This window comes from Bacillus sp. LR--39 (assembly GCF_053613335.1).
Genome location: NZ_JBSIOT010000002.1, coordinates 24,219 through 43,129 on the forward strand (window position 1 = coordinate 24,219; position 18,911 = coordinate 43,129).

Consider the following 18,911-nt stretch of genomic DNA (forward strand, 5'->3'; position numbering starts at 1 on the left):
GCTTTTTTCTCAGCTTGTCTTTTCCTATGAACCTCCTTATAATTGCTCTAGGTTTACAATACGTTTATATGATGATGGTTTGATATAGAGGAGATGAAAGAATGGCTTTAACTGCTGGAATTGTCGGTTTGCCGAATGTCGGAAAATCGACGTTATTTAATGCAATTACCCAGGCTGGTGCCGAATCAGCCAACTACCCGTTCTGTACAATTGATCCGAACGTGGGAATCGTGGAAGTGCCGGATGAACGTCTGCAAAAGCTGACTGAATTGGTGAACCCGAAAAAAACGGTGCCGACTGCGTTTGAATTCACTGATATCGCGGGGATCGTAAAAGGCGCATCTAAAGGTGAAGGACTCGGAAATAAGTTTCTTTCTCATATCCGTCAGGTTGATGCGATCTGTCACGTTGTACGCGCGTTCGCTGATGACAATATTACGCACGTGTCAGGGAAAGTCGATCCGATTGACGATATTGAAACGATCAATCTTGAATTGATTCTTGCCGACATGGAGACAGTCGAAAAACGCATCACGCGTGTAAGCAAGCTTGCTAAGCAAAAAGACAAAGAAGCGGTTTTTGAATTTGACATTCTGTCTAAATTAAAAGAAGCTTTCGAACAAGAAAAGCCTGCCCGTTCCGTTGAATTTACGGAAGAACAGCAAAAGCTTGTGAAGCAGCTTCATTTGCTTACGTCAAAACCCGTGCTTTATGTGGCAAATGTAAGCGAGGATGAAGTGGCTGATCCTTCAGATAATGAATATGTTGCGAAAATCCGGGAGTACGCCGCGGGTGAAAACGCCGAAGTTATCGTCGTCTGCGCGAAAATTGAGTCTGAAATTGCTGAATTGGAAGGCGAAGAAAAGCAAATGTTCCTTGAGGAGCTCGGCATCGAAGAATCAGGTCTTGATCAGCTGATTAAAGCGTCATACTCTCTTCTCGGCCTTGCGACATACTTTACGGCGGGCGAACAGGAAGTGCGCGCATGGACATTCAGAAAAGGCATGAAAGCTCCTGAGTGTGCGGGTATCATCCACACTGACTTTGAACGCGGCTTTATCCGCGCTGAAACGGTTGCTTATGAAGACCTTTTGGCAGGCGGCGGAATGTCCGGAGCGAAAGAAGCCGGAAAAGTGCGTCTGGAAGGTAAGGAATATGTAGTCCAAGACGGAGATGTCATTCATTTCCGATTTAATGTATAGGACACAGTTGTAAAGGGACAAGAGCTTTGGTATAATATAAACTTGTGAGTAATAGAATTATTGCTCCTTGCCCATTATAGGGCCGCTTAGACCAAAAGGAGGTGCAAACAGATGAAAAAGTACGAAGTTATGTACATTATCCGTCCGAACATTGACGAAGAGTCAAAGAAGGCAGTTATCGAGCGTTTCAACAACGTATTAACTTCTAACGGAGCGGAGATCACTGGAACAAAAGATTGGGGTAAACGTCGTCTTGCTTACGAAATCAACGATTTCCGTGACGGTTTCTACCAAATCTTAAACGTTCAGTCTGAAGCTGCAGCGGTTGCTGAATTCGACCGTTTAGCTAAGATCAGTGACGATATCATTCGCCACATCGTTGTTAAAGAAGAAGAATAAGCAATTTGAAATATATAATGTTAAAAGGTGGTCTTTCATATGCTTAACCGAGTTGTATTAGTCGGAAGACTGACAAAAGACCCAGAGCTTCGTTATACGCCAAGCGGTGCGGCTGTCGCCACGTTTACTCTTGCTGTGAATCGTACATTCACGAACCAGTCCGGAGAACGTGAAGCCGATTTCATTAATTGTGTCACTTGGAGAAGACAAGCCGAAAACGTTGCAAACTTTCTTAAAAAAGGAAGCCTTGCCGGCGTAGACGGCCGACTCCAGACAAGAAATTATGAAAACCAGCAAGGACAGCGTGTCTTCGTGACAGAAGTCCAAGCTGAAAGTGTTCAATTTCTTGAGCCTAAAAACAACGGCGGTTCTGGATCAGGCGGATACAACGAAGGAAACAGCGGCGGAGGCCAATACTTTGGCGGAGGCCAAAATGATAATCCGTTCGGCGGAAATCAGAACAACCAGAGACGAAATCAAGGGAACAGCTTTAATGATGATCCATTTGCCAACGACGGCAAGCCGATTGACATCTCGGATGATGATCTTCCGTTCTAATAGATTATCGCTATATTCATAACGAGAAAGGTGGGAAATGACAATGGCAGGAGGACGCAGAGGCGGTCGTGCGAAACGCCGTAAGGTTTGTTACTTCACTTCTAACGGCATTACGCACATCGATTACAAAGATGTAGATCTTCTTAGAAAGTTTGTTTCTGAGCGTGGTAAAATCTTACCTCGCCGTGTAACTGGAACACACGCGAAATACCAACGTAAATTGACTATCGCGATTAAACGCGCACGTCAAATGGCTTTACTTCCATACGTAACTGGCGAGTAAGCCGAAAGAAAAGAGCAAGAGCCCGCGGGCTCCTGCTCTTTTTTTATATCAGTCCCCCTCCATCCTGCCGAATGTTTCACATGAAACATGGAAGTGCTTCTTACACCTTTGTTATCTTGCTCCTCTATTCAAAAACGCGTACTTAGGCAATGAATTTGTTTATACTGAAAAACAGGGGGTGGCTGAGATGGAGACAGACAGAAATATCCTGACTGATGAAAAGTGGAGCGCAATCATACGCAATGATGCTTCTTATGACGGAGTATTTTATTATGCAGTAAAAACGACGGGGATTTTCTGCCGGCCTTCTTGTAAATCGAGAGTTCCGAATAAAGAAAACGTACTGGTGTTTGATACGGCTGATGCAGCGCTCGATAAACATTTTCGTCCCTGTAAAAGGTGCCGGCCGAACGGTCTTCGTCTTCCTGATGAAGAATGGATTGCTCAAATCATTGAATACATTGAACGCCATTATCACGAATCCCTGACTCTGAGTGTACTGGCCGAAATGTGTCACGGCAGCCCCTATCATTTACAGCGGACATTTAAAAAAATCAGGGGAATATCCCCGATTGAGTATATACAGAAAATAAGATTGTCGAAGGCGGAACACCTTTTAAAGCATACTGATATGACAGTCATGGAGATCGCTCTGACTGTCGGAATTCCAAACACAGCGCATTTCGCGACTCTTTTTAAAAAGAGAACCGGGAGTTCGCCCACAGAATACCGAAAAACCGCCAAAATGGGACAGGGAGGTTCAATATGAGTAAAGAGCCTATGATCTATTGGACACTCTTCACACGGAATGATTGGAGCCTTTATACAGCCGCCACATCTAAGGGGCTTTGCTTTATAGGCTCAAATTATGGAAGCTTTGAAGAGTTTGAGCAGTGGGCAAAAAAATCACTGCCGCAATACCGATTGGCACGTGATGATGAAAAGCTGGCGCCTTATACGGCAGAGCTGTCCGAGTACATTGAACATGGCAGATCAGTTTTTTCAGTGCCGGTGGATCTTTACGGGACAGAATTTCAGCTTGCTGTATGGAAAGCGCTTATGGACATACCGTACGGCGAGACATACTCCTATTCGAATATAGCAGAAATGATTCAGAAACCGGCAGCTATAAGAGCCGTGGGCGCAGCGATTGGAAAAAATCCGGTATTGATTACGGTTCCGTGCCATCGCGTCATCGGAAAAAACGGGAAACTGACCGGATTCAGAGGCGGTTTAGAAATGAAAAAGCAGCTGCTGGCGTTAGAGGGCGGAAACATTGAAACACTGGAATACCGGCTGAGCCGGACAGGAGGGATCACATGAAACTGATTTCTTGGAATGTAAACGGCTTGCGTGCCGTGATGAAAAAAATAGATATCAATACTTACGTTCAGGAAACGGAAGCCGATATTCTATGTCTGCAAGAAACAAAAGTACAGGACGGACAAGTATCATTACAGCCTGAAGGATATCACGCCTATTGGAACTATGCGGTGAAAAAAGGCTACTCAGGCACGGCTGTTTTTTCGAAAGAAAAGCCGCTGCACGTGTTCTATGGACTGGGGATTGACGATCATGATCAAGAAGGACGGGTGATCACGCTTGAATTTGAGAACGTGTTTGTCGTCAACTGTTACACGCCGAATGCCAAACGCGGATTAGAGCGAATTGATTACCGTCTTCAATGGGAAGCCGATTTTAAGGATTATCTGCAGAAGCTTGACCGGAAGAAGCCCGTGATCTTATGCGGCGATCTGAATGTCGCACACAGGGAGATAGACTTAAAAAAGCCGAAAGCCAACCGGAAGAACGCCGGCTTCTCAGAGCAGGAGCGGGAAGCGTTCAGCGCCCTGCTGAACGCGGGATTTACCGACTCATTCCGCTATTTATATCCTGATCGGGAAGGCGCCTATTCCTGGTGGTCTTACAGGACGAACGCACGTGAGAAAAACATTGGCTGGCGGCTTGATTACGTCATTGTTTCAGACAGACTGAAGCCGCGGATCAACCAAGCGGCCATTTGTGCCGATATCATGGGTTCTGACCATTGCCCTGTTGAAATGACATTGGATTTATGATGAGATAGCAGTAAGAGAAATCCACTCTTGCTGCTTTTTTATCACCGAAAATGGAGGAGCACATGGCAAATATAAAAGAGATTGCAAAACTGGCGAATGTGTCGGTGGCTACCGTATCACGCGTGTTAAACCGACACCCGTATGTATCTGAGGAGAAAAGGCGTCTTGTGAATCAAGTGATGAAGGAGCTGGATTATACCCCTAATCGAACCGCCATTGATCTGATTCGCGGAAAGACCAATACAATCGGCGTGATTTTGCCGTACAGCGACCATCCCTGCTTTGACAAAATTGTAAACGGTATCACGAAGGAAGCGTTTGCCCATGATTACGTGACAACCCTTCTCCCCACCAACTATGACCCCGCTATAGAGATGACCTATTTCGAACTGCTGAAAATGAAAAAAGTTGACGGACTGATTGTCACGTCCCACGCGAATGAATGGGAAACCGCCGTGCCTTACCTGGAATACGGCCCCATTGTCGCTTGTGAATATACACAGCATCAAGAGATTCCCTGCGCTTATAATGACAGGCAGGAAGCATACAGAGAAAGCTTTTTGTATTTGAAAAACCGCGGACATCAAGACGTTGCTTTTACATGTGTGCGGGGAGCGGAAAAAAGCCCGAGTACGGCCGACAAGGTAACCGCTTATAAGGCGGTTTTCGGCTCTCTTGATGAAACCCGCATTCTGGTCGGATGCCATGATATGGACGACGGAAAGCGGGCGGGTGAGCACTTCTGGGGTTTCGACAAGGCGCCGACGGCCATCTATGCGCACAGTGATGACGTGGCTGCCGGCTTGTACCAGTTTGCGAAAGAACAAAAATGGGACGCGGAGATCATCGGAGAGGGAAATCTGAGCGTCAGCCGGGCATTGAATATTCCATCCCTGGAACTTCATTTGGAACGGGTCGGAAAGGAAGCATTTTTATTGTTTTTTCACGAAGAAACGGCTAAAAAACAAATTATGCATCAATTTCAGCGGAAAAAGTCTTGAGCTGAAATGGGTTTCATGCTTTATAAATAGATTGAGAAAAAAAGGGAGGCGGACATATGCGAATTGAACATGCAGCGATATGGGTGAAAGATTTAGAACGGATGAAAGAATTTTATGAGAAATACTTCGGCGCCAAGGCCAATGACCTTTATCATAATGAGAAAAAAGATTTCAAATCGTATTTTCTGACATTTGACTCCGGATGCAGGCTGGAACTTATGAAAAAAGGCGGCATTGATGAAGTTCCGTCACAGAATATGACCGGATGGGCGCATCTCGCATTTTCTACAGGCAGCAAGGAGCGGGTGAATGAATTGACGGAGACGTTTAAAAACGATGGATTTCAGGTTGTAAGCGGCCCGCGCGTGACGGGGGACGGATATTATGAGAGCGTGATAGAGGATGGGGAAGGCAATTTGATAGAAATCACAGTGTAACAGTGCGGGGGAACCCGCACTGTTTTATTGATTAAATTTGCTGTGCATTTGTTTTCGGGCCGAAGAGGATTAACAGAACGGAACATAGAAGCCAGCAGCCGCCGATGAACAAAAAGACGCTGATGTAGCCGAGCTTAACGGCAATAAATCCGACGAGCAGGGAGCCGAATATATTGGAAAAACGGCCGAGCCCGTACGCCAGCCCGCTCCCGGCCGAGCGATATTCCGTAGGATACGGTTCCGATGTGTAGGCGTATAAGTTTGAGGTGAAGATCCGTTCCGTGACGTTGACGACAAACCCAAACACAATAATCATGACGGGAATAAACGTCATGCCGTATAACAGTCCGGCAATGGCAGTCAGAAAAGCGCTTGCGGCCAGAATCCACTTCCTTTGGAACGTCTCGGATATCATGGAACCGAGCAATGCGCCAAGCGGCGCGCCGACAGAGTGAAGCACATTATACCACAGCGTTTTTTCCATGGTGATGCCGTTGCTTTTCAGCAGGCTGGGCACCCATGAAGCAAAGCCGTAAAAGCCAAAGGTTTCCAGAATCCATACCGCTGACAGGATGATGGTGATCTTTAAATTCCTGCCCTGAAACAGCCCTAAGTAGCCTGCGTGCTTCACTGTATGTACTTCTGCCGCCTCTTTTGGCGCGGGAAGCGGGCCTTTTTCTTTCTCTGCACGTGCTTCAAGACGGTTCATAATGGCGTTTGCCTGATCATATGCGCCCCGATTTTCGTGCCAGCGCGGCGATTCCTCAAGCCGGCGGATAAAAAAGAAATAAATGAGACCGGCCGCTCCCCATACGAATACGAGCCGCCACCCCCATGAGCCTAAAGGAATGACAAAAGCGGAAACAACGTTTGTGACGGGAACGCCGATCAGTCCGATCATGGCGCAAAAGGAGATGTATTTTCCTCGTACGGATGATGGGAAAAATTCCGCCAAATAGCTGTTCGTCACAATCATGGCGGCCGCGACGCCGAGCCCGGTCAAGAAGCGGAAAATCATTAAGGACGGAATGTCCCATGCCAGCGCATTCAGAAAAGATGAAATCGAAAAGACAAGGACAAAACAATTCAGCGCTTTTTTCCTGCCGATCCGATCGGACAGCCTTCCGCCGATGGAGGCGCCTAAAAACATGCCCAGGAAGGATGCGGCCGTGATGTCGGCAATGACGGACAGCTTCACGCCCCAATGCTCAATCAGCGCCGGAGCCACGTTGCTGAGCGTAAACAGATCAGCGAGATCGAAAAAATAGATGATTCCGAGAGCGGTTAATACTTGATAGTGCACACGCGAAATGGGGAGACGGTCTAATCGGTTCGCTACATTTGAGAATGTCTGATGTTTCATAAAAAACCCCCTGACTTAGCAATTGTAATCAGAAAATACTGTAAATTTATCTGACGAATACATTATAAAGGTCTTTTTTTGGCAAAAACAGAGTGTAAATAACCAGAGCCAAAGGAAACGGCATAGCGCTTTCTTCTTAAAATATATAACATTTCCTATATCTGTTTCTGTTTATATTATAAAATGTTGAAGGAAAGGAAGTTGATGCATAAATATGAATACGTTTGTACGCCCAGCAGAGGGAAGAAATAGCGTATGGAGATATCTTCTTTCTCTGTTGGTCATTGTGGGTTTGTTCTTTTTCGGAAGCATACTGACCGTGTTTTATATGTTTCTCACGTCCGCTTTCAATCCTTCACTGACGATAAATTGGGATGAGGGGGCATTAAGTGACCCGCTGGCGGATATTTATTTACAGCATATCGTCTATTTCATAGCGATCCCGGGCATTTGGATAGCGGTTCGTTTCATTATGAAACGGCGGTTTTTATCCATCATCACACCGAATCAGTCGCTGAACTGGAAGAGAATTTTCTTTGGATTCGGCACATATGTTGTGCTGATGTTTATCGCGGGGCTGATTGATTTTACAATTCATCCGGATCGTTTCTCGCTTCAGGAATTCCATGCTTCACGTTTTCTGCTCCTGTTAGCGGCGGCCGTCTTGTTGGTGCCGATTCAAACCTCTGCGGAGGAATTTCTCTTTCGCGGTCTTCTGCTTCAGTTCGCCGGAAAATTGACGGCAAACGCGGTGGTTCTGACAGTCATTATCGGCGGATTATTCGGCGCGCTTCATTTCGGAAATCCGGAGATGGAAAATGGAGCTCTCTGGGCGGGAATCGGATATGTCACCATCGGCATGATCTGGACCTTTATCACGATTAAAACGGGCAGTCTGGAGATGTCTCTTGGCGGTCACGCTGCCAATAATATGTTTTTATTTATCTTTCTCACAGAGGATCATTCGGTGTACGGCGGCATTCCGTCGATATTTACAACAGCAGCCGGCGGCTATGAAATATATGATTGCATATCGACTCTGGTGATCAATATCATCTTCGTATGGCTCGCGTTCCGTTTTGTGAAAAAAGAAAAGCAGCAGGCCGCCTAGGCTCTGCTGCTGATTTGTAAGGTGTTCATCGCTTCATCAATATCCGTCGTCGGCCTCCGGCAGGCGAAATTCTCACAAATGTAGACCGTTGTCTTCCCATCAATCATTTGATAACCCGCGGCAAAGTCAGAAATGCCAACAAGCTCATCCGGATGTTCTGCGGCGAGAATCGTATAGGCGGGAGTGAAATGCTCCTGAAGCGCCTCAATGAAACGTTTTCTGTCCGGATCATCTTTCCTTCCGAAAACAACAATTTCTTTTTGGGGCATTGTATGTGCCAGTACGCTTTGCATGAAGAAAGCGTTGCTGCTCGGATAGGCCTCTATTTCCCGTTTGAACACGGAAAACATCGCTTCGGCTTTTTCAATCAGTGATATATCACCCGTCAGGCGGCCGAGACGAAGCAGCTGTACGGCAGCCGCGCTGTTTCCGGAAGGCACGGCCCCGTCATAAACCTCTTTTTCCCTGACAAGAAGGGTCTCAGCATCATTCCCCGTAAAGAAGAAACCTCCGTGCCGTTCATCCCAGAACAGCTCCAGCATGCTTGTACATAACGTTTTCGCTTTCTGCAGATAAGACGGATGAAAACCCGCTTCATACAGTTCAAGGTAAGCCCAGATGAGAAAAGCGTAATCATCGATAAACCCTTTATTTTTCACTTCGCCCTCGCGATAGCGGACCATGACGCGCCCGTCCGGCATGAGGTGCCGTTCGAGAAAGCGGATGGCTGTTTCCGCCATGCTGAGAAAGTCAGGCTCGTGAAATACCTTTGCGGCTTTTGCCAGCCCGGCAATCATGAGCGCGTTCCATGAGGTCAGCACTTTGTCATCTGTATGCGGGTAGCTTCTGTTTTCACGGGCCTCCAGCAATTTTGTTCTTGCCTCTTCAAGGCGTTCGGCCAGCTCATGTCCTGTGAGGCCGGTCTCTTCGAGGATGGCCTCACGCCGCGTGAAAATGAGGTGCGGGATGTTTTCGCCTTCAAAATTGCCTTGATCTGTGATGTTATACACCTTGCAGTAAAGCAGGCCGAGTTCATCACCGAGAAGGTTCATGATTTCTTTTTTAGACCATATGTAATATTTCCCCTCACGGCCTTCGGTATCAGCGTCTAAAGCTGAGAAAAAGCTGCCGTCTTCATGCATCATTTCCCGCTGAATAAACGTTACGATCTGCATCGCAATCTGTTTGTAGCGCTCATTACCCGTGACTTGGTAGGCTTCCGTATAGGCGGTCAGGAGAAGGGCGTTGTCATACAGCATTTTCTCAAAATGCGGCACGAGCCATTCATTATCAGTCGAGTAGCGGGCGAATCCGAACCCGATGTGGTCAAAAATTCCGCCGTTCGCCATGCCGTCAAGTGTCTTGGTTACGCCGGCCAAAGCCTGTTCCTTGCCCGTATAGCTGTAGTAGCGAAGCAGAAACATGAGCATATGCGGCATCGGAAATTTCGGAGCCTGGCCGAACCCGCCGTACACTGTGTCAAACCCGCCGGCCAGCTGGCGATACGTGTCATGAACCGCCTGTTCGCCAAGCATGCCCTCAGCCGGGTGAACCTTGACTTCAAGATGAGCGGCGGCGTTTTCGGCGATATCCTCGACATGCTGCCGGTCATTCGCAAACGTTTCGGACAGATGTTCAAGCACATCGATAAAACCCGGACGGTTAAATTTGCTCGTCTTCGGAAAATACGTCCCCGCATAAAACGGCTTCTGATCTGGTGTGACGAACACGTTCAGCGGCCACCCGCCCTGCCCCGTCATCAGCTGGCAGACTCTCATATACACGGAATCCACATCAGGCCGCTCCTCACGATCAACCTTGATGGCTATGAATTTATCGTTTAACATACCGGCGATCTCTTCGTCCTCAAAAGATTCGTGGGCCATTACGTGGCACCAATGACACGTCGAATAGCCGATGCTGACAAGAACCGGCTTGTTTTCGCGTTTCGCTTTTTCAAATGCTTCATCTCCCCAAGGGAACCAATTCACAGGGTTATGAGCATGTTGAAGTAAATAAGGAGACTTCTCAGCGATTAATCTATTGGGTTTATTGTTAGTGGGCATGGGATCACCTTCTTTCATTTAAGTTACTTATTTAACTTACCATATTTGCTTGAAAAAATACTTCAATGTTTAACATGTATAAGCACAGAAAATTAATAAACGAATAACTATGTTTATGACTATAGAAATTGAGGTGGAGTTTAATGAAACATAGTTATTTTTATAGGGATTGTATTCATCCTCAAACACAACAAGTCTATCCTGATGGAACGTGGACGTGCGTCTTTGCTACAGTGCAGTCTTGTCAAAATGGCCAATGGCATAACACTGGATTAAATTGCGATATCCCTCCATATTATCCAGTGTTTCAGAAAAATTTATGTTGTCAGTATTGGGATGGGCGTGGTTATCGGTATAGATGTGCAGTCAATTCATGTCCTCTTTGGGGACCAGATAATAGTGTTTTTAATCAAGCATGGGAAGTTTTAAATTGTGATGATTGCCATGCCTAAAATTTAAACAAAAAAAATGAATTTAATATAGCACAACGATATCAAGACTAAATATCGTTGTTTTTTATTTTAAAATCTTAGCATTATGATTATACTATCTTCTTACTTCAAATAAGTGGTGTAATTAGGGAAAACAAGGGGACTTGTATATGGAGATTTTAAACGTAATTTTGCAGTTAATATTGGTTTTTGTCGGTTGGTTTATAATTACTTATGTAAAAAAATTACCTGATCAAGTGCATGCCAAAAATTTTAAAAAAATTGAGCACGATTTAAATACTCAGTTAGAAGAATTTAGAAATAAACTGACTACTGACCTAGAGTTAATGAAAATCAATGAAGCTCAGTTACATATTCATAAGACAGAAGAATTTGTGAGACTTATTAGGCTACTTGTTATGAATTTGACTGATAAAGATTATATAAATGACTTGACAACAAATGAAGAAGTTAAGAAAGAGCATAGTAAAAGCATGACTGAGTTAGGTTCTAAACTTTTTTTCTTTGCATCAGATGATACAGTTAAAAAGTTTGTTGAGTATAGAAAGCAATCTTTAAAAATAAAAGGTGATAAGCCCACAGAAGCTGAAAGATTAATAGTCCTTTTGGGTGAACTAATGGTTTTAATAAGAAAAGATTTGGGATACAGTCAAACAGAATGTGATAAGAATGATTATTTACATATCTTGTTGAATGATTGGGATAAGTATGAACAAAAATATAATAATTGAGGATAACTTTTGTTATCCTCTTTTTATTTTTTTAATATCATGTCAAGCCTCGAAAGTATTACTATTGCCGCAAAAAAAACGCAATCAGATTGTTTGTGTGCAGCCAAAATGTACCTTTTTACATTAAGAATTGTAAATGGCTAATTGATCTGACATAATACAATTAATGTAAATATTCGAATAATTTTGTAAATATGCGGGGTGAGATTTGCTTGAATCATATATCTATAAAAAAGAAAGGATTCCATATGAAGTTTTAATATCTAAGTTGAATTCATGGTATACAACCATAAGGAAAAACATGATTGATGAAACCAAAAAGAAGAAGTCAAAAATTGAATCTCTTTTAGAAGAAGTCGAAATGAAGCAAGAGGTTCTCCTATATTATCAACTTTTAGATTTTTAGACATGAACTAATGCTAATTTATTTGAGATCAAAAGACGTTTAAGAAGTTAGGAATACTTACGAAATTTTTTTAAAAAAGAAAGAAGGCAGTGTTTTAAAAAAATGCATTAATATTATTTCTTCTTTTTTATGGGCATGTACGAATTCAGAAGAAAAGAACTTGTTTCTGCAATAAACCGCGTTTAGTTTGTCTGAAACCAAATTATCAGATATATCTGCTCTAATAGACGTGGCACTAATAACATGTTACTGAATGTAAAAAAATCCATTGTCGGGAGATTAACAGAATGAAAACAGCAGACTTCTTCAGAAATCTGCTGTTTTCTTATCACAATATCAAGATCGCCATATAAATACAATTTGCAAAAAGGCAAATCAAAACTAAACTTAGATGTTTCTTTTTTATCTAACGTACTTACTATTCTTGAGATAAATAATTAAAATCCGTTTCTTTAAATTTAGGGAGTTTTTTGTCGATTTTTAAAGTGGACAATAACTCTTGAACATACTCTCGAATTGCAAGCATGTCAAATGGGAAATCGAAATCAAACTCCTCTTTAACAGTTAAAGTGTCCATTACATATGAACAATTATATTTCATACCCAAAAGATCATCATTAAAACTTAGTACATCTTGATATGACGAATCAGATAACTCGAAATGGGAGATTAAAAATATTTTTACATTATTACCTTCTTCAGAATCTAGCAATCTTTCATCAATGAATAACAAAAAAGCAGTTCTGTCATCATCGTTTAATTCCACTTGAAAGAATTCAAAATCTCTTAATCTCAATAAACGTTTAAATCTCGTGTTTAAAGTTCTCATATTCCTTTATCTCCGTTTCTTAATTTAAGCTACTATCGCTTTCCATTGAAACATAGTAAGGGATTTAAATGCAATGCCTAATGCCATAGCTAATACAATAAGAGGTGTAGGATCAATTACCATCTGCCACCAGCTTTTTTTATGTACTTGTTTTCGAGCTTCAGAAAGTTGATTTTCTTTTTTCTTATACTTTTTCCATTGAGAAGTACTCTTTAATTTTTTGACTGCTGATTTAGGTGCTTTTGATAAGTGACTTCCATCATGGCTTGTTCCATCCATGTTTTCACTGGCAATTTCTTTTTTTCCATTATATACATGTACATGCCATTTACCAGTCTTTTTATCATGAGGCTCATCAAATCTAGCTTTATAACCTTTTCCTAAGTTTACCCATTCTCCACCAGCAGCGTGTGCTGACTGGCTCATTGAAGTTGAGAAAACAGCAAAGCTAAATACAATCGTCATCATAATAACTAATGACTTACTTAAAAATTTTAACAATGCAAACATCTCCTTAATCATGTAATCACTCAAAATTATACAAAAAAGAGAGATGTATTTTATTGATTATTGAGGAATTTAAGCTAAAATTAAGGTAATATTACCTAAAAATATAGGGTTTATTACCCTTTGTAGAGATTTTCCTGTTTTGAGAACAAATTATGACACCAGTGACACGTCGAATAGCCGATGCTGACAAGAACCGGCTTGTTTTCGCGTTTTGCTTTTTCGAAGGCTTCTTCTCCCCAAGGGTGCCAGTTGACTGGATTGTGGGCGTGTTGAAGTAAGTACGGTGACTTCTCTGTGATTAAGCTGTTTGGTTTGCTATTGTTTGGCATGGGCTCACCTGCTTTCTATTCATATTTGTACGTTTAACATACCACAATCTTCTAAAAAAATTCAGACACTCAACTTTGTGAACCAAACCCAAGTCATTAAAAAGGAGAACTGCTTATGACTCTATTTTCAGGGTTAAACTTCATCTTTCCTTATTGCTTTTTAGATAAGAAGTAAGGATTTAAAATCTTTATCATTTTATTTACTGTTAGATAAGTGAAACACACCCCGGCGACTGTAACCATCCCGCCTGTCAGTGCAATAAACGTGGGTACTTCACCTAACCACACCCAAGAAATGACCAAGGTTATGGCTGGTGTTAAATAAAGTGAAATGGCTGCTTCTGAAGCACCGACGAGTGAAGTGACATACGCAAGTGCAAAGTAAGGCACAACCGTTGGTAATAAGCCTAAGTAAACGATAGACAATGTTGAGTTCATTGAAGCGTTCAAAAACTCTTCCCCTAAGCCAGGCAAGAATACAAGCATAGGTACTGTCCCGCCCCAAATAGTGAATGTAACGAATGGAATAAATCCATATTTTTTTATATAGCGGGCTTGAAAAACGAAATAAATACTCTCCGAAAAAGCTGCCAGCAGGATTAACAAAATGCCGTTCACTGAATTTGTATAGTTTCCTGCCCCAAATGAAATGATCGACACACCCAATAAACTTATGATAGAGCCAACCCATTTATAAAGCCCAAAATGTTCACCAAAAAACAGACGAGATAACATTGCAGAAAAAATAGGTGTCATGGTCACGAGTAAGCTTGCTACCCCTGCGCTGACTGTTTTTTCTCCGATATTCAGCAAAATGTGATATAGTGCAAAACCTAAAAATCCTAAAGATAAAATAGCAGGGATATCCTTCATATCAGGTAAACGCATATGAGTCAAAACAGCAAAAACCACCAGTGCCATTGACCCAATCAACAAGCGAAACAAAGCGAGGTGTTCCGGCGTGTAACTCTCCAAGCCCGCGCGAATTCCCGGGAAAGCTGATGCCCACAACCCAATCATCAGACTGTAAGATATGCCGATTCGAACTGTTTTCTTTCGCATCTTTCTCACTCCTCTTTACAAAAACCAACCAGTTATTTAATGTGTTTCTATATTAATAAAGATTTGATGATATGACTTCAACCAGTTAAATAGATTTTGACCCAACCACTTTAAGGAGGATACTTTTTATGAGCGCTCCAGAAGAAAAAAAGATGAAAAAGCTTCCTAAGTACATACAAATCATTCAATTTATAAAAGAGAAAATAGGAAATGGAGAATGGCCGATTGGAAGTAAGATTCCAAGCCAGCGCACGCTTGCCAAACACTTTGAGGTGAACAGGAGCACAGTCATTACAGCTTTAGAGGAATTGATGGCGGATGGATTAATCGAAGGCAGAATGGGCAAAGGGACAGTTGTTACGAACAATACATGGACACTTTTGGCTAAGAATTCCGCCCCTGATTGGGATCAGTATGTAACCTCCGGAATCCAGCAGCCAAGCCAAAAAATCGTTCAAGAGATCAATAAATCAGAATCAAATTCCGATCTTATACAGCTCAGTAAAGGAGAACTTTCACATGAGATTTTTCCTTTAGCTGTTATGAAAGAGATCATGGGAAAGGTATCTCAAAACATAGAGGCATTCGGGTATGAGGAACCAAAAGGCTATTTGCCTTTGAGAGAGGCATTAAGCGGCTATTTAAGAACAATTGGGATTCAAGCTTCTCCTTCTTCCATTCTTATTGTTTCAGGCGCACTGCAAGCCTTACAGCTGATATCAATGGGGCTTTTACAAAGGGGATCGACCGTATTTCTCGATCAGCCGTCTTATCTTTATTCACTACACGTATTTCAATCAGCCGGTATGAAGCTGACTGGAGTTCCTATGGATAATGATGGACTTTTGCCTGAACATATCCACATGGCAAGGGGGGAACGGGGGAGGGCTATCTTATATACAAATCCTTGTTTTCATAATCCGACAGGTATTTTAATGTCAGAACGGCGACGAGAAGAAATCCTTGCGGCAAGTGAGAATGCACAGCTTCCCATTATTGAAGATGACATTTATCGTGAGTTATGGATAGATGAGATTCCTCCAGATCCTATTAAAACAATTGATAAAAATGGGCATGTGCTTTACATAGGCAGTTTATCGAAAACATTAAGTCCGGGTTTGAGGATTGGATGGATTGTCGGGCCGGAACCAGTGATTGAACGTTTATCCGACATAAAAATGCAAACAGATTACGGCTCCAGTTCGTTATCCCAGAGAGTAGCGGCAGAGTGGTTTACATCCGGTGAATACCAGCAACATCTAGAACAGGTGAGAAGTCAATTAAAGGTGAGAAGACAATTGGTCATGAGTCTTTTAGAAACCAATTTGAAGAATGTCGCTGCATGGAATATGCCGAAGGGAGGATTCTTTGTCTGGGTCAAAATATTGCCTTCACTATCTATGAAATTACTTTATACAAAAGCTTTGACAAAAGGGATACTTCTCAATCTCGGCAGTATCTATGCTCAAGAAAAAGGGAATTATATTCGCTTATCATATGCTTATGCATCTCTTGAAGACCTTCAAAAGGGAATTTATGAATTGGGTTTGATGATTAAAGAATTGGCAAGCAGATAAATATATAAGAGACATGCTATCAATGACAAGAATCGGCTTGTTTTCGCGTTTCGCTTTTTCAAATGCTTCTTGTCCCCTCATGAAAACCAGTAAAAAAGCCGCTAACAAAGCGGCTTTTCTTAAGTTAAGATGCCGAATGTAAAAAAAAGGTTAATTTCTACTCTCCTTGTTTTATTCAAACTCATTATTGGGCTGTATAACCGCCATCCATTACGACGGCCTGCCCTGTAACACCTTTAGCTTTGTCACTGGCGAGGAATACTGCGTAATCAGCGATTTCTTGCACGGTTAACAAACGTTTTTGAGGAACCAAGGGGTAAATGACTTCTTCAAACACCTTTTCTATAGAAATGCCTCTAGTCTCTGCAATATCTTTTAACTGGTTTTGCACCAATGGAGTGTCGATATATCCCGGACACAAGGCGTTGACAGTAATTCCGTATTCCGCTCCTTCTAATGCTGATACTTTAGTTAAACCGATCAAACCGTGTTTAGCGCTGCAATAAGCTGCCTTCCCTGCAAAACCAATTAAACCATTTATGGAAGCCATATTGATGATGCGGCCAAATTTTTGTTTTTTCATCAAAGGGAATACTCTTTTTGTCGCACTAAAAGGAGCAGTAAGCATTAATTTCAGCATAAATTCAAATTTATCAGTCGGGAAGTTTTCTATATCCGATACATGCTGAATCCCCGCATTGTTTACCAGAATATCCAATCGCCCAAAGGTTTCAAGTGTCTTAGAGAAACTTTTTTCAACTTGTTCTTCGTTTGTTACATCACAAACTGCAGAGAGGACTTCGTATCCTTGTCCCTTAAGTTCCTCAGCTGCATGATGCACGGCTTTTTCGTTCAAATCGGAAATTACCACTTTTGCGCCTTCTTTAGCGAATTCACGTGCAATTTCTAAACCAATTCCGCTAGCCGCGCCTGTAACAAGAGCAACTTTACTTTCCAATAATTCACTCATAGTAACCCCTCCAGGAAACATTTTGGTCTCCTAAAAGTTTACACCCGGCAATTGTATAAGTAAAATGAATAAAAAGAATATAATGTATTCGTTAAACTTATGGAATGGAGATCATACGATGGATATACGCCAAATCACATACTTTCTTGAAGTTGCTAAATCCAACAGTTTTACTAAGGCATCAGAAAATCTGCATTTGTCACAGCCTGCCTTAAGTAAGATGGTTAAAAGTTTGGAAGAGGAATTAAAGGTTGAGCTCATTGATCGATCCGCTAGACAAATCGCTTTGACAGATGCAGGCGAAATTGTATTTGAGCAAGGCCAAATGATTATGAAGTCAATAGATGACTTGTCGACGAACTTATACGATCTTTTACATTTAAAAAAAGGAAAAGTGAAAATTGGAATACCGCCGCTTATCGGTGTCTTGTTTTTTCCTAAAATCATTAAAGGATTTAAACAATTGTATCCTGATGTGAACATCAAGCTGATAGAACATGGGGGTAACAAGGTGAAACAGGAGGTTGAAGATGGGGTACTGGATCTTGGCGTGGTTATTGAACCAGTGGACGAAGAGCAGTTTGATATTATTCCATTGCTTAATGAAGAACTGATGCTCTTCGTTCATTCCGCTCACCCGCTTGTTCATAAAGAGATTGTGGAAATGCAAGACTTGAAAAATGAACCTTTCATCCTGTTTAGTGAAGACTTTTCTCTTCACGATCGGATTATTCAAGAGTGTATTAGAGCCGGTTTTCGTCCAAATATTGTTTATGAAAGTTCTCAATGGGATTTTATCAGCGAAATGATTGGAGAAGAACTAGGTATCTCCATTTTCCCTCAGTCTATAGTGAAAAAGACTGATCAAAGTTTAGTTAAGGCAATTTCCATTGTTAATCCATCAATTCCTTGGAAAGTGGCGATTATTTTAAAAAAAGGTAAATACGTTTCACACGCAGTACGCGAATTTATCCGGTATATTTCATTTTTTTGTAAGAGTAATTACGTAAATCAAGATAACTCATGAAAAAAATGAATGGTTTTTATAGTTTTTATGTATTTTACGGTTAGAGAGGGCTGCGATATATTATCTTATGTCAGAAAATAAGTACCTTTCAGGAGGAAATTCAAATGGATCAAAGCCGTTACCAACAAGGTTTAGACAAATTAATGGAGTACACTTTAACAAGCGATGATAAAATCTCTACGCATTTAAAGATTTCTGAAGACTTGAAAGATATCGCCCCAGATGTAAGTAAGTACATTATAGAATTTGCTTATGGAGATATATATTCACGGCCGGGATTAACCAATCAACAGCGTGCGCTTGTTACCATTTCATCCCTTGTAACGCAAGGAACCGAGCCTCAGCTTGAACTTCATATCAATACAGGGCTTACATCCGGATTAACACCGACTGAGATTGTAGAGAGTATCACCCAATTGGTTCCTTATACAGGCTTCCCGCGTGTACTTAATGCTCTTTCAGTGGCTAAGAAGGTGTTTGCACAACGACATGTAGAAAGCCATTGAGAAATAAAGAGCTT

Annotated in this window: 21 protein-coding genes and 1 pseudogene; 15 read left to right on the plus strand and 7 right to left on the minus strand. The window is 42.1% G+C overall.

From position 1 onward, the window contains the following. Positions 1-101 precede the first annotated feature (101 nt). The 9 genes from ychF (at position 102) to ACWHAR_RS09860 (ending at position 5,958) form a co-directional block, all read left to right on the plus strand. The gene (gene ychF, locus ACWHAR_RS09820; protein ID WP_004392975.1) at positions 102-1,202 is read left to right on the plus strand and encodes a redox-regulated ATPase YchF; all 1,101 of its coding nucleotides are present in this window, start codon (positions 102-104) and stop codon (positions 1,200-1,202) included. A 111-nt stretch (positions 1,203-1,313) separates the two neighbouring features. Further along, positions 1,314-1,601 carry a 30S ribosomal protein S6 gene (rpsF, locus tag ACWHAR_RS09825; protein ID WP_004392977.1) on the plus strand — a complete coding sequence of 96 codons (288 nt, stop codon included), beginning with the start codon at positions 1,314-1,316 and terminating at the stop codon, positions 1,599-1,601. Between the two features lie 39 nt (positions 1,602-1,640). Then, the gene (gene ssbA / locus ACWHAR_RS09830; protein WP_007615071.1) at positions 1,641-2,159 is read left to right on the plus strand and encodes a single-stranded DNA-binding protein SsbA; all 519 of its coding nucleotides are present in this window, start codon (positions 1,641-1,643) and stop codon (positions 2,157-2,159) included. A gap of 43 nt (positions 2,160-2,202) precedes the next feature. After that, positions 2,203-2,442, plus strand: coding sequence for a 30S ribosomal protein S18 (gene rpsR, locus ACWHAR_RS09835; protein WP_029325793.1), 240 nt, complete (start codon positions 2,203-2,205; stop codon positions 2,440-2,442). A 187-nt stretch (positions 2,443-2,629) separates the two neighbouring features. Further along, entirely contained in the window at positions 2,630-3,211 is a 582-nt protein-coding gene (locus ACWHAR_RS09840; protein WP_032875326.1) for a bifunctional transcriptional activator/DNA repair enzyme AdaA, read from the plus strand. Then, positions 3,208-3,765, plus strand: coding sequence for a methylated-DNA--[protein]-cysteine S-methyltransferase (locus ACWHAR_RS09845; RefSeq protein WP_032875329.1), 558 nt, complete (start codon positions 3,208-3,210; stop codon positions 3,763-3,765). The genes ACWHAR_RS09840 and ACWHAR_RS09845 overlap by 4 nt, the downstream gene beginning before the upstream one ends. Continuing rightward, entirely contained in the window at positions 3,762-4,520 is a 759-nt protein-coding gene (gene xth / locus ACWHAR_RS09850) for an exodeoxyribonuclease III (RefSeq protein WP_032875332.1), read from the plus strand. The genes ACWHAR_RS09845 and xth overlap by 4 nt, the downstream gene beginning before the upstream one ends. A 62-nt stretch (positions 4,521-4,582) precedes the next feature. Beyond that, positions 4,583-5,521, plus strand: coding sequence for a LacI family DNA-binding transcriptional regulator (locus ACWHAR_RS09855; protein ID WP_032875335.1), 939 nt, complete (start codon positions 4,583-4,585; stop codon positions 5,519-5,521). Between the two features lie 56 nt (positions 5,522-5,577). Further along, positions 5,578-5,958: a VOC family protein gene (locus tag ACWHAR_RS09860; RefSeq protein ID WP_032875338.1), complete on the plus strand. Its 381-nt coding sequence runs from the start codon at positions 5,578-5,580 to the stop codon at positions 5,956-5,958. A 31-nt stretch (positions 5,959-5,989) separates the two neighbouring features. Here ACWHAR_RS09860 and ACWHAR_RS09865 read toward each other — a convergent pair whose 3' ends face one another. Beyond that, the gene (locus tag ACWHAR_RS09865) at positions 5,990-7,321 is read right to left on the minus strand and encodes an MFS transporter (RefSeq protein WP_032875341.1); all 1,332 of its coding nucleotides are present in this window, start codon (positions 7,319-7,321) and stop codon (positions 5,990-5,992) included. A gap of 214 nt (positions 7,322-7,535) precedes the next feature. Between ACWHAR_RS09865 and ACWHAR_RS09870 the strand changes: the two genes are divergently transcribed. Continuing rightward, positions 7,536-8,432, plus strand: coding sequence for a CPBP family intramembrane glutamic endopeptidase (locus ACWHAR_RS09870; protein ID WP_032875344.1), 897 nt, complete (start codon positions 7,536-7,538; stop codon positions 8,430-8,432). Here ACWHAR_RS09870 and ACWHAR_RS09875 read toward each other — a convergent pair. Continuing rightward, positions 8,429-10,498, minus strand: a complete 2,070-nt coding sequence (locus tag ACWHAR_RS09875) for a thioredoxin domain-containing protein (RefSeq protein WP_032875346.1) — start codon at positions 10,496-10,498, stop codon at positions 8,429-8,431. The two genes, ACWHAR_RS09870 and ACWHAR_RS09875, sit on opposite strands and share 4 nt — an antisense overlap. 601 nt (positions 10,499-11,099) lie before the next feature. Here ACWHAR_RS09875 and ACWHAR_RS09880 point away from each other — a divergent pair. Both ACWHAR_RS09880 and ACWHAR_RS09885 read left to right on the plus strand, forming a co-directional pair. Further along, positions 11,100-11,681 (plus strand): hypothetical protein, encoded by a 582-nt coding sequence (locus ACWHAR_RS09880; RefSeq protein WP_032875349.1) that lies wholly within the window; start codon positions 11,100-11,102, stop codon positions 11,679-11,681. Positions 11,682-11,982: 301 nt separating this feature from the next. Then, positions 11,983-12,087 carry a hypothetical protein gene (locus ACWHAR_RS09885; RefSeq protein WP_229023903.1) on the plus strand — a complete coding sequence of 35 codons (105 nt, stop codon included), beginning with the start codon at positions 11,983-11,985 and terminating at the stop codon, positions 12,085-12,087. 418 nt (positions 12,088-12,505) lie between these two features. Here the strand turns inward: ACWHAR_RS09885 and ACWHAR_RS09890 are convergent, their stop codons facing one another. From ACWHAR_RS09890 to ACWHAR_RS09905, 4 genes and pseudogenes are all read right to left on the minus strand, one after another. Beyond that, on the minus strand, positions 12,506-12,853 hold the full coding sequence (locus tag ACWHAR_RS09890) for a hypothetical protein (protein ID WP_032876887.1): 348 nt from the start codon (positions 12,851-12,853) through the stop codon (positions 12,506-12,508). 87 nt (positions 12,854-12,940) lie between these two features. Beyond that, positions 12,941-13,417 (minus strand): hypothetical protein, encoded by a 477-nt coding sequence (locus ACWHAR_RS09895; RefSeq protein WP_023357232.1) that lies wholly within the window; start codon positions 13,415-13,417, stop codon positions 12,941-12,943. 161 nt (positions 13,418-13,578) lie between these two features. Continuing rightward, positions 13,579-13,755 (minus strand): annotated as a pseudogene (locus tag ACWHAR_RS09900) (DUF255 domain-containing protein); the annotation flags it as partial. Positions 13,756-13,905: 150 nt separating this feature from the next. Then, positions 13,906-14,817, minus strand: coding sequence for a DMT family transporter (locus tag ACWHAR_RS09905; RefSeq protein ID WP_032875356.1), 912 nt, complete (start codon positions 14,815-14,817; stop codon positions 13,906-13,908). A 128-nt stretch (positions 14,818-14,945) separates the two neighbouring features. Here ACWHAR_RS09905 and ACWHAR_RS09910 point away from each other — a divergent pair, with 128 nt between their 5' ends. Next, complete coding sequence (locus ACWHAR_RS09910) at positions 14,946-16,394, plus strand: aminotransferase-like domain-containing protein (RefSeq protein WP_032875359.1); 1,449 nt, start codon at positions 14,946-14,948, stop codon at positions 16,392-16,394. A 184-nt stretch (positions 16,395-16,578) separates the two neighbouring features. Here ACWHAR_RS09910 and ACWHAR_RS09915 read toward each other — a convergent pair whose 3' ends face one another. Further along, positions 16,579-17,364: a 3-hydroxybutyrate dehydrogenase gene (locus tag ACWHAR_RS09915; RefSeq protein ID WP_032875362.1), complete on the minus strand. Its 786-nt coding sequence runs from the start codon at positions 17,362-17,364 to the stop codon at positions 16,579-16,581. A gap of 118 nt (positions 17,365-17,482) precedes the next feature. On the opposite strand from ACWHAR_RS09915, the gene ACWHAR_RS09920 reads away from it, so the two are divergent. Together ACWHAR_RS09920 and ACWHAR_RS09925 are read left to right on the plus strand one after the other, a co-directional pair. Further along, entirely contained in the window at positions 17,483-18,391 is a 909-nt protein-coding gene (locus ACWHAR_RS09920; RefSeq protein WP_032875365.1) for a LysR family transcriptional regulator, read from the plus strand. 104 nt (positions 18,392-18,495) lie between these two features. Beyond that, entirely contained in the window at positions 18,496-18,897 is a 402-nt protein-coding gene (locus ACWHAR_RS09925; RefSeq protein WP_007615035.1) for a carboxymuconolactone decarboxylase family protein, read from the plus strand. Positions 18,898-18,911: the final 14 nt, after the last annotated feature.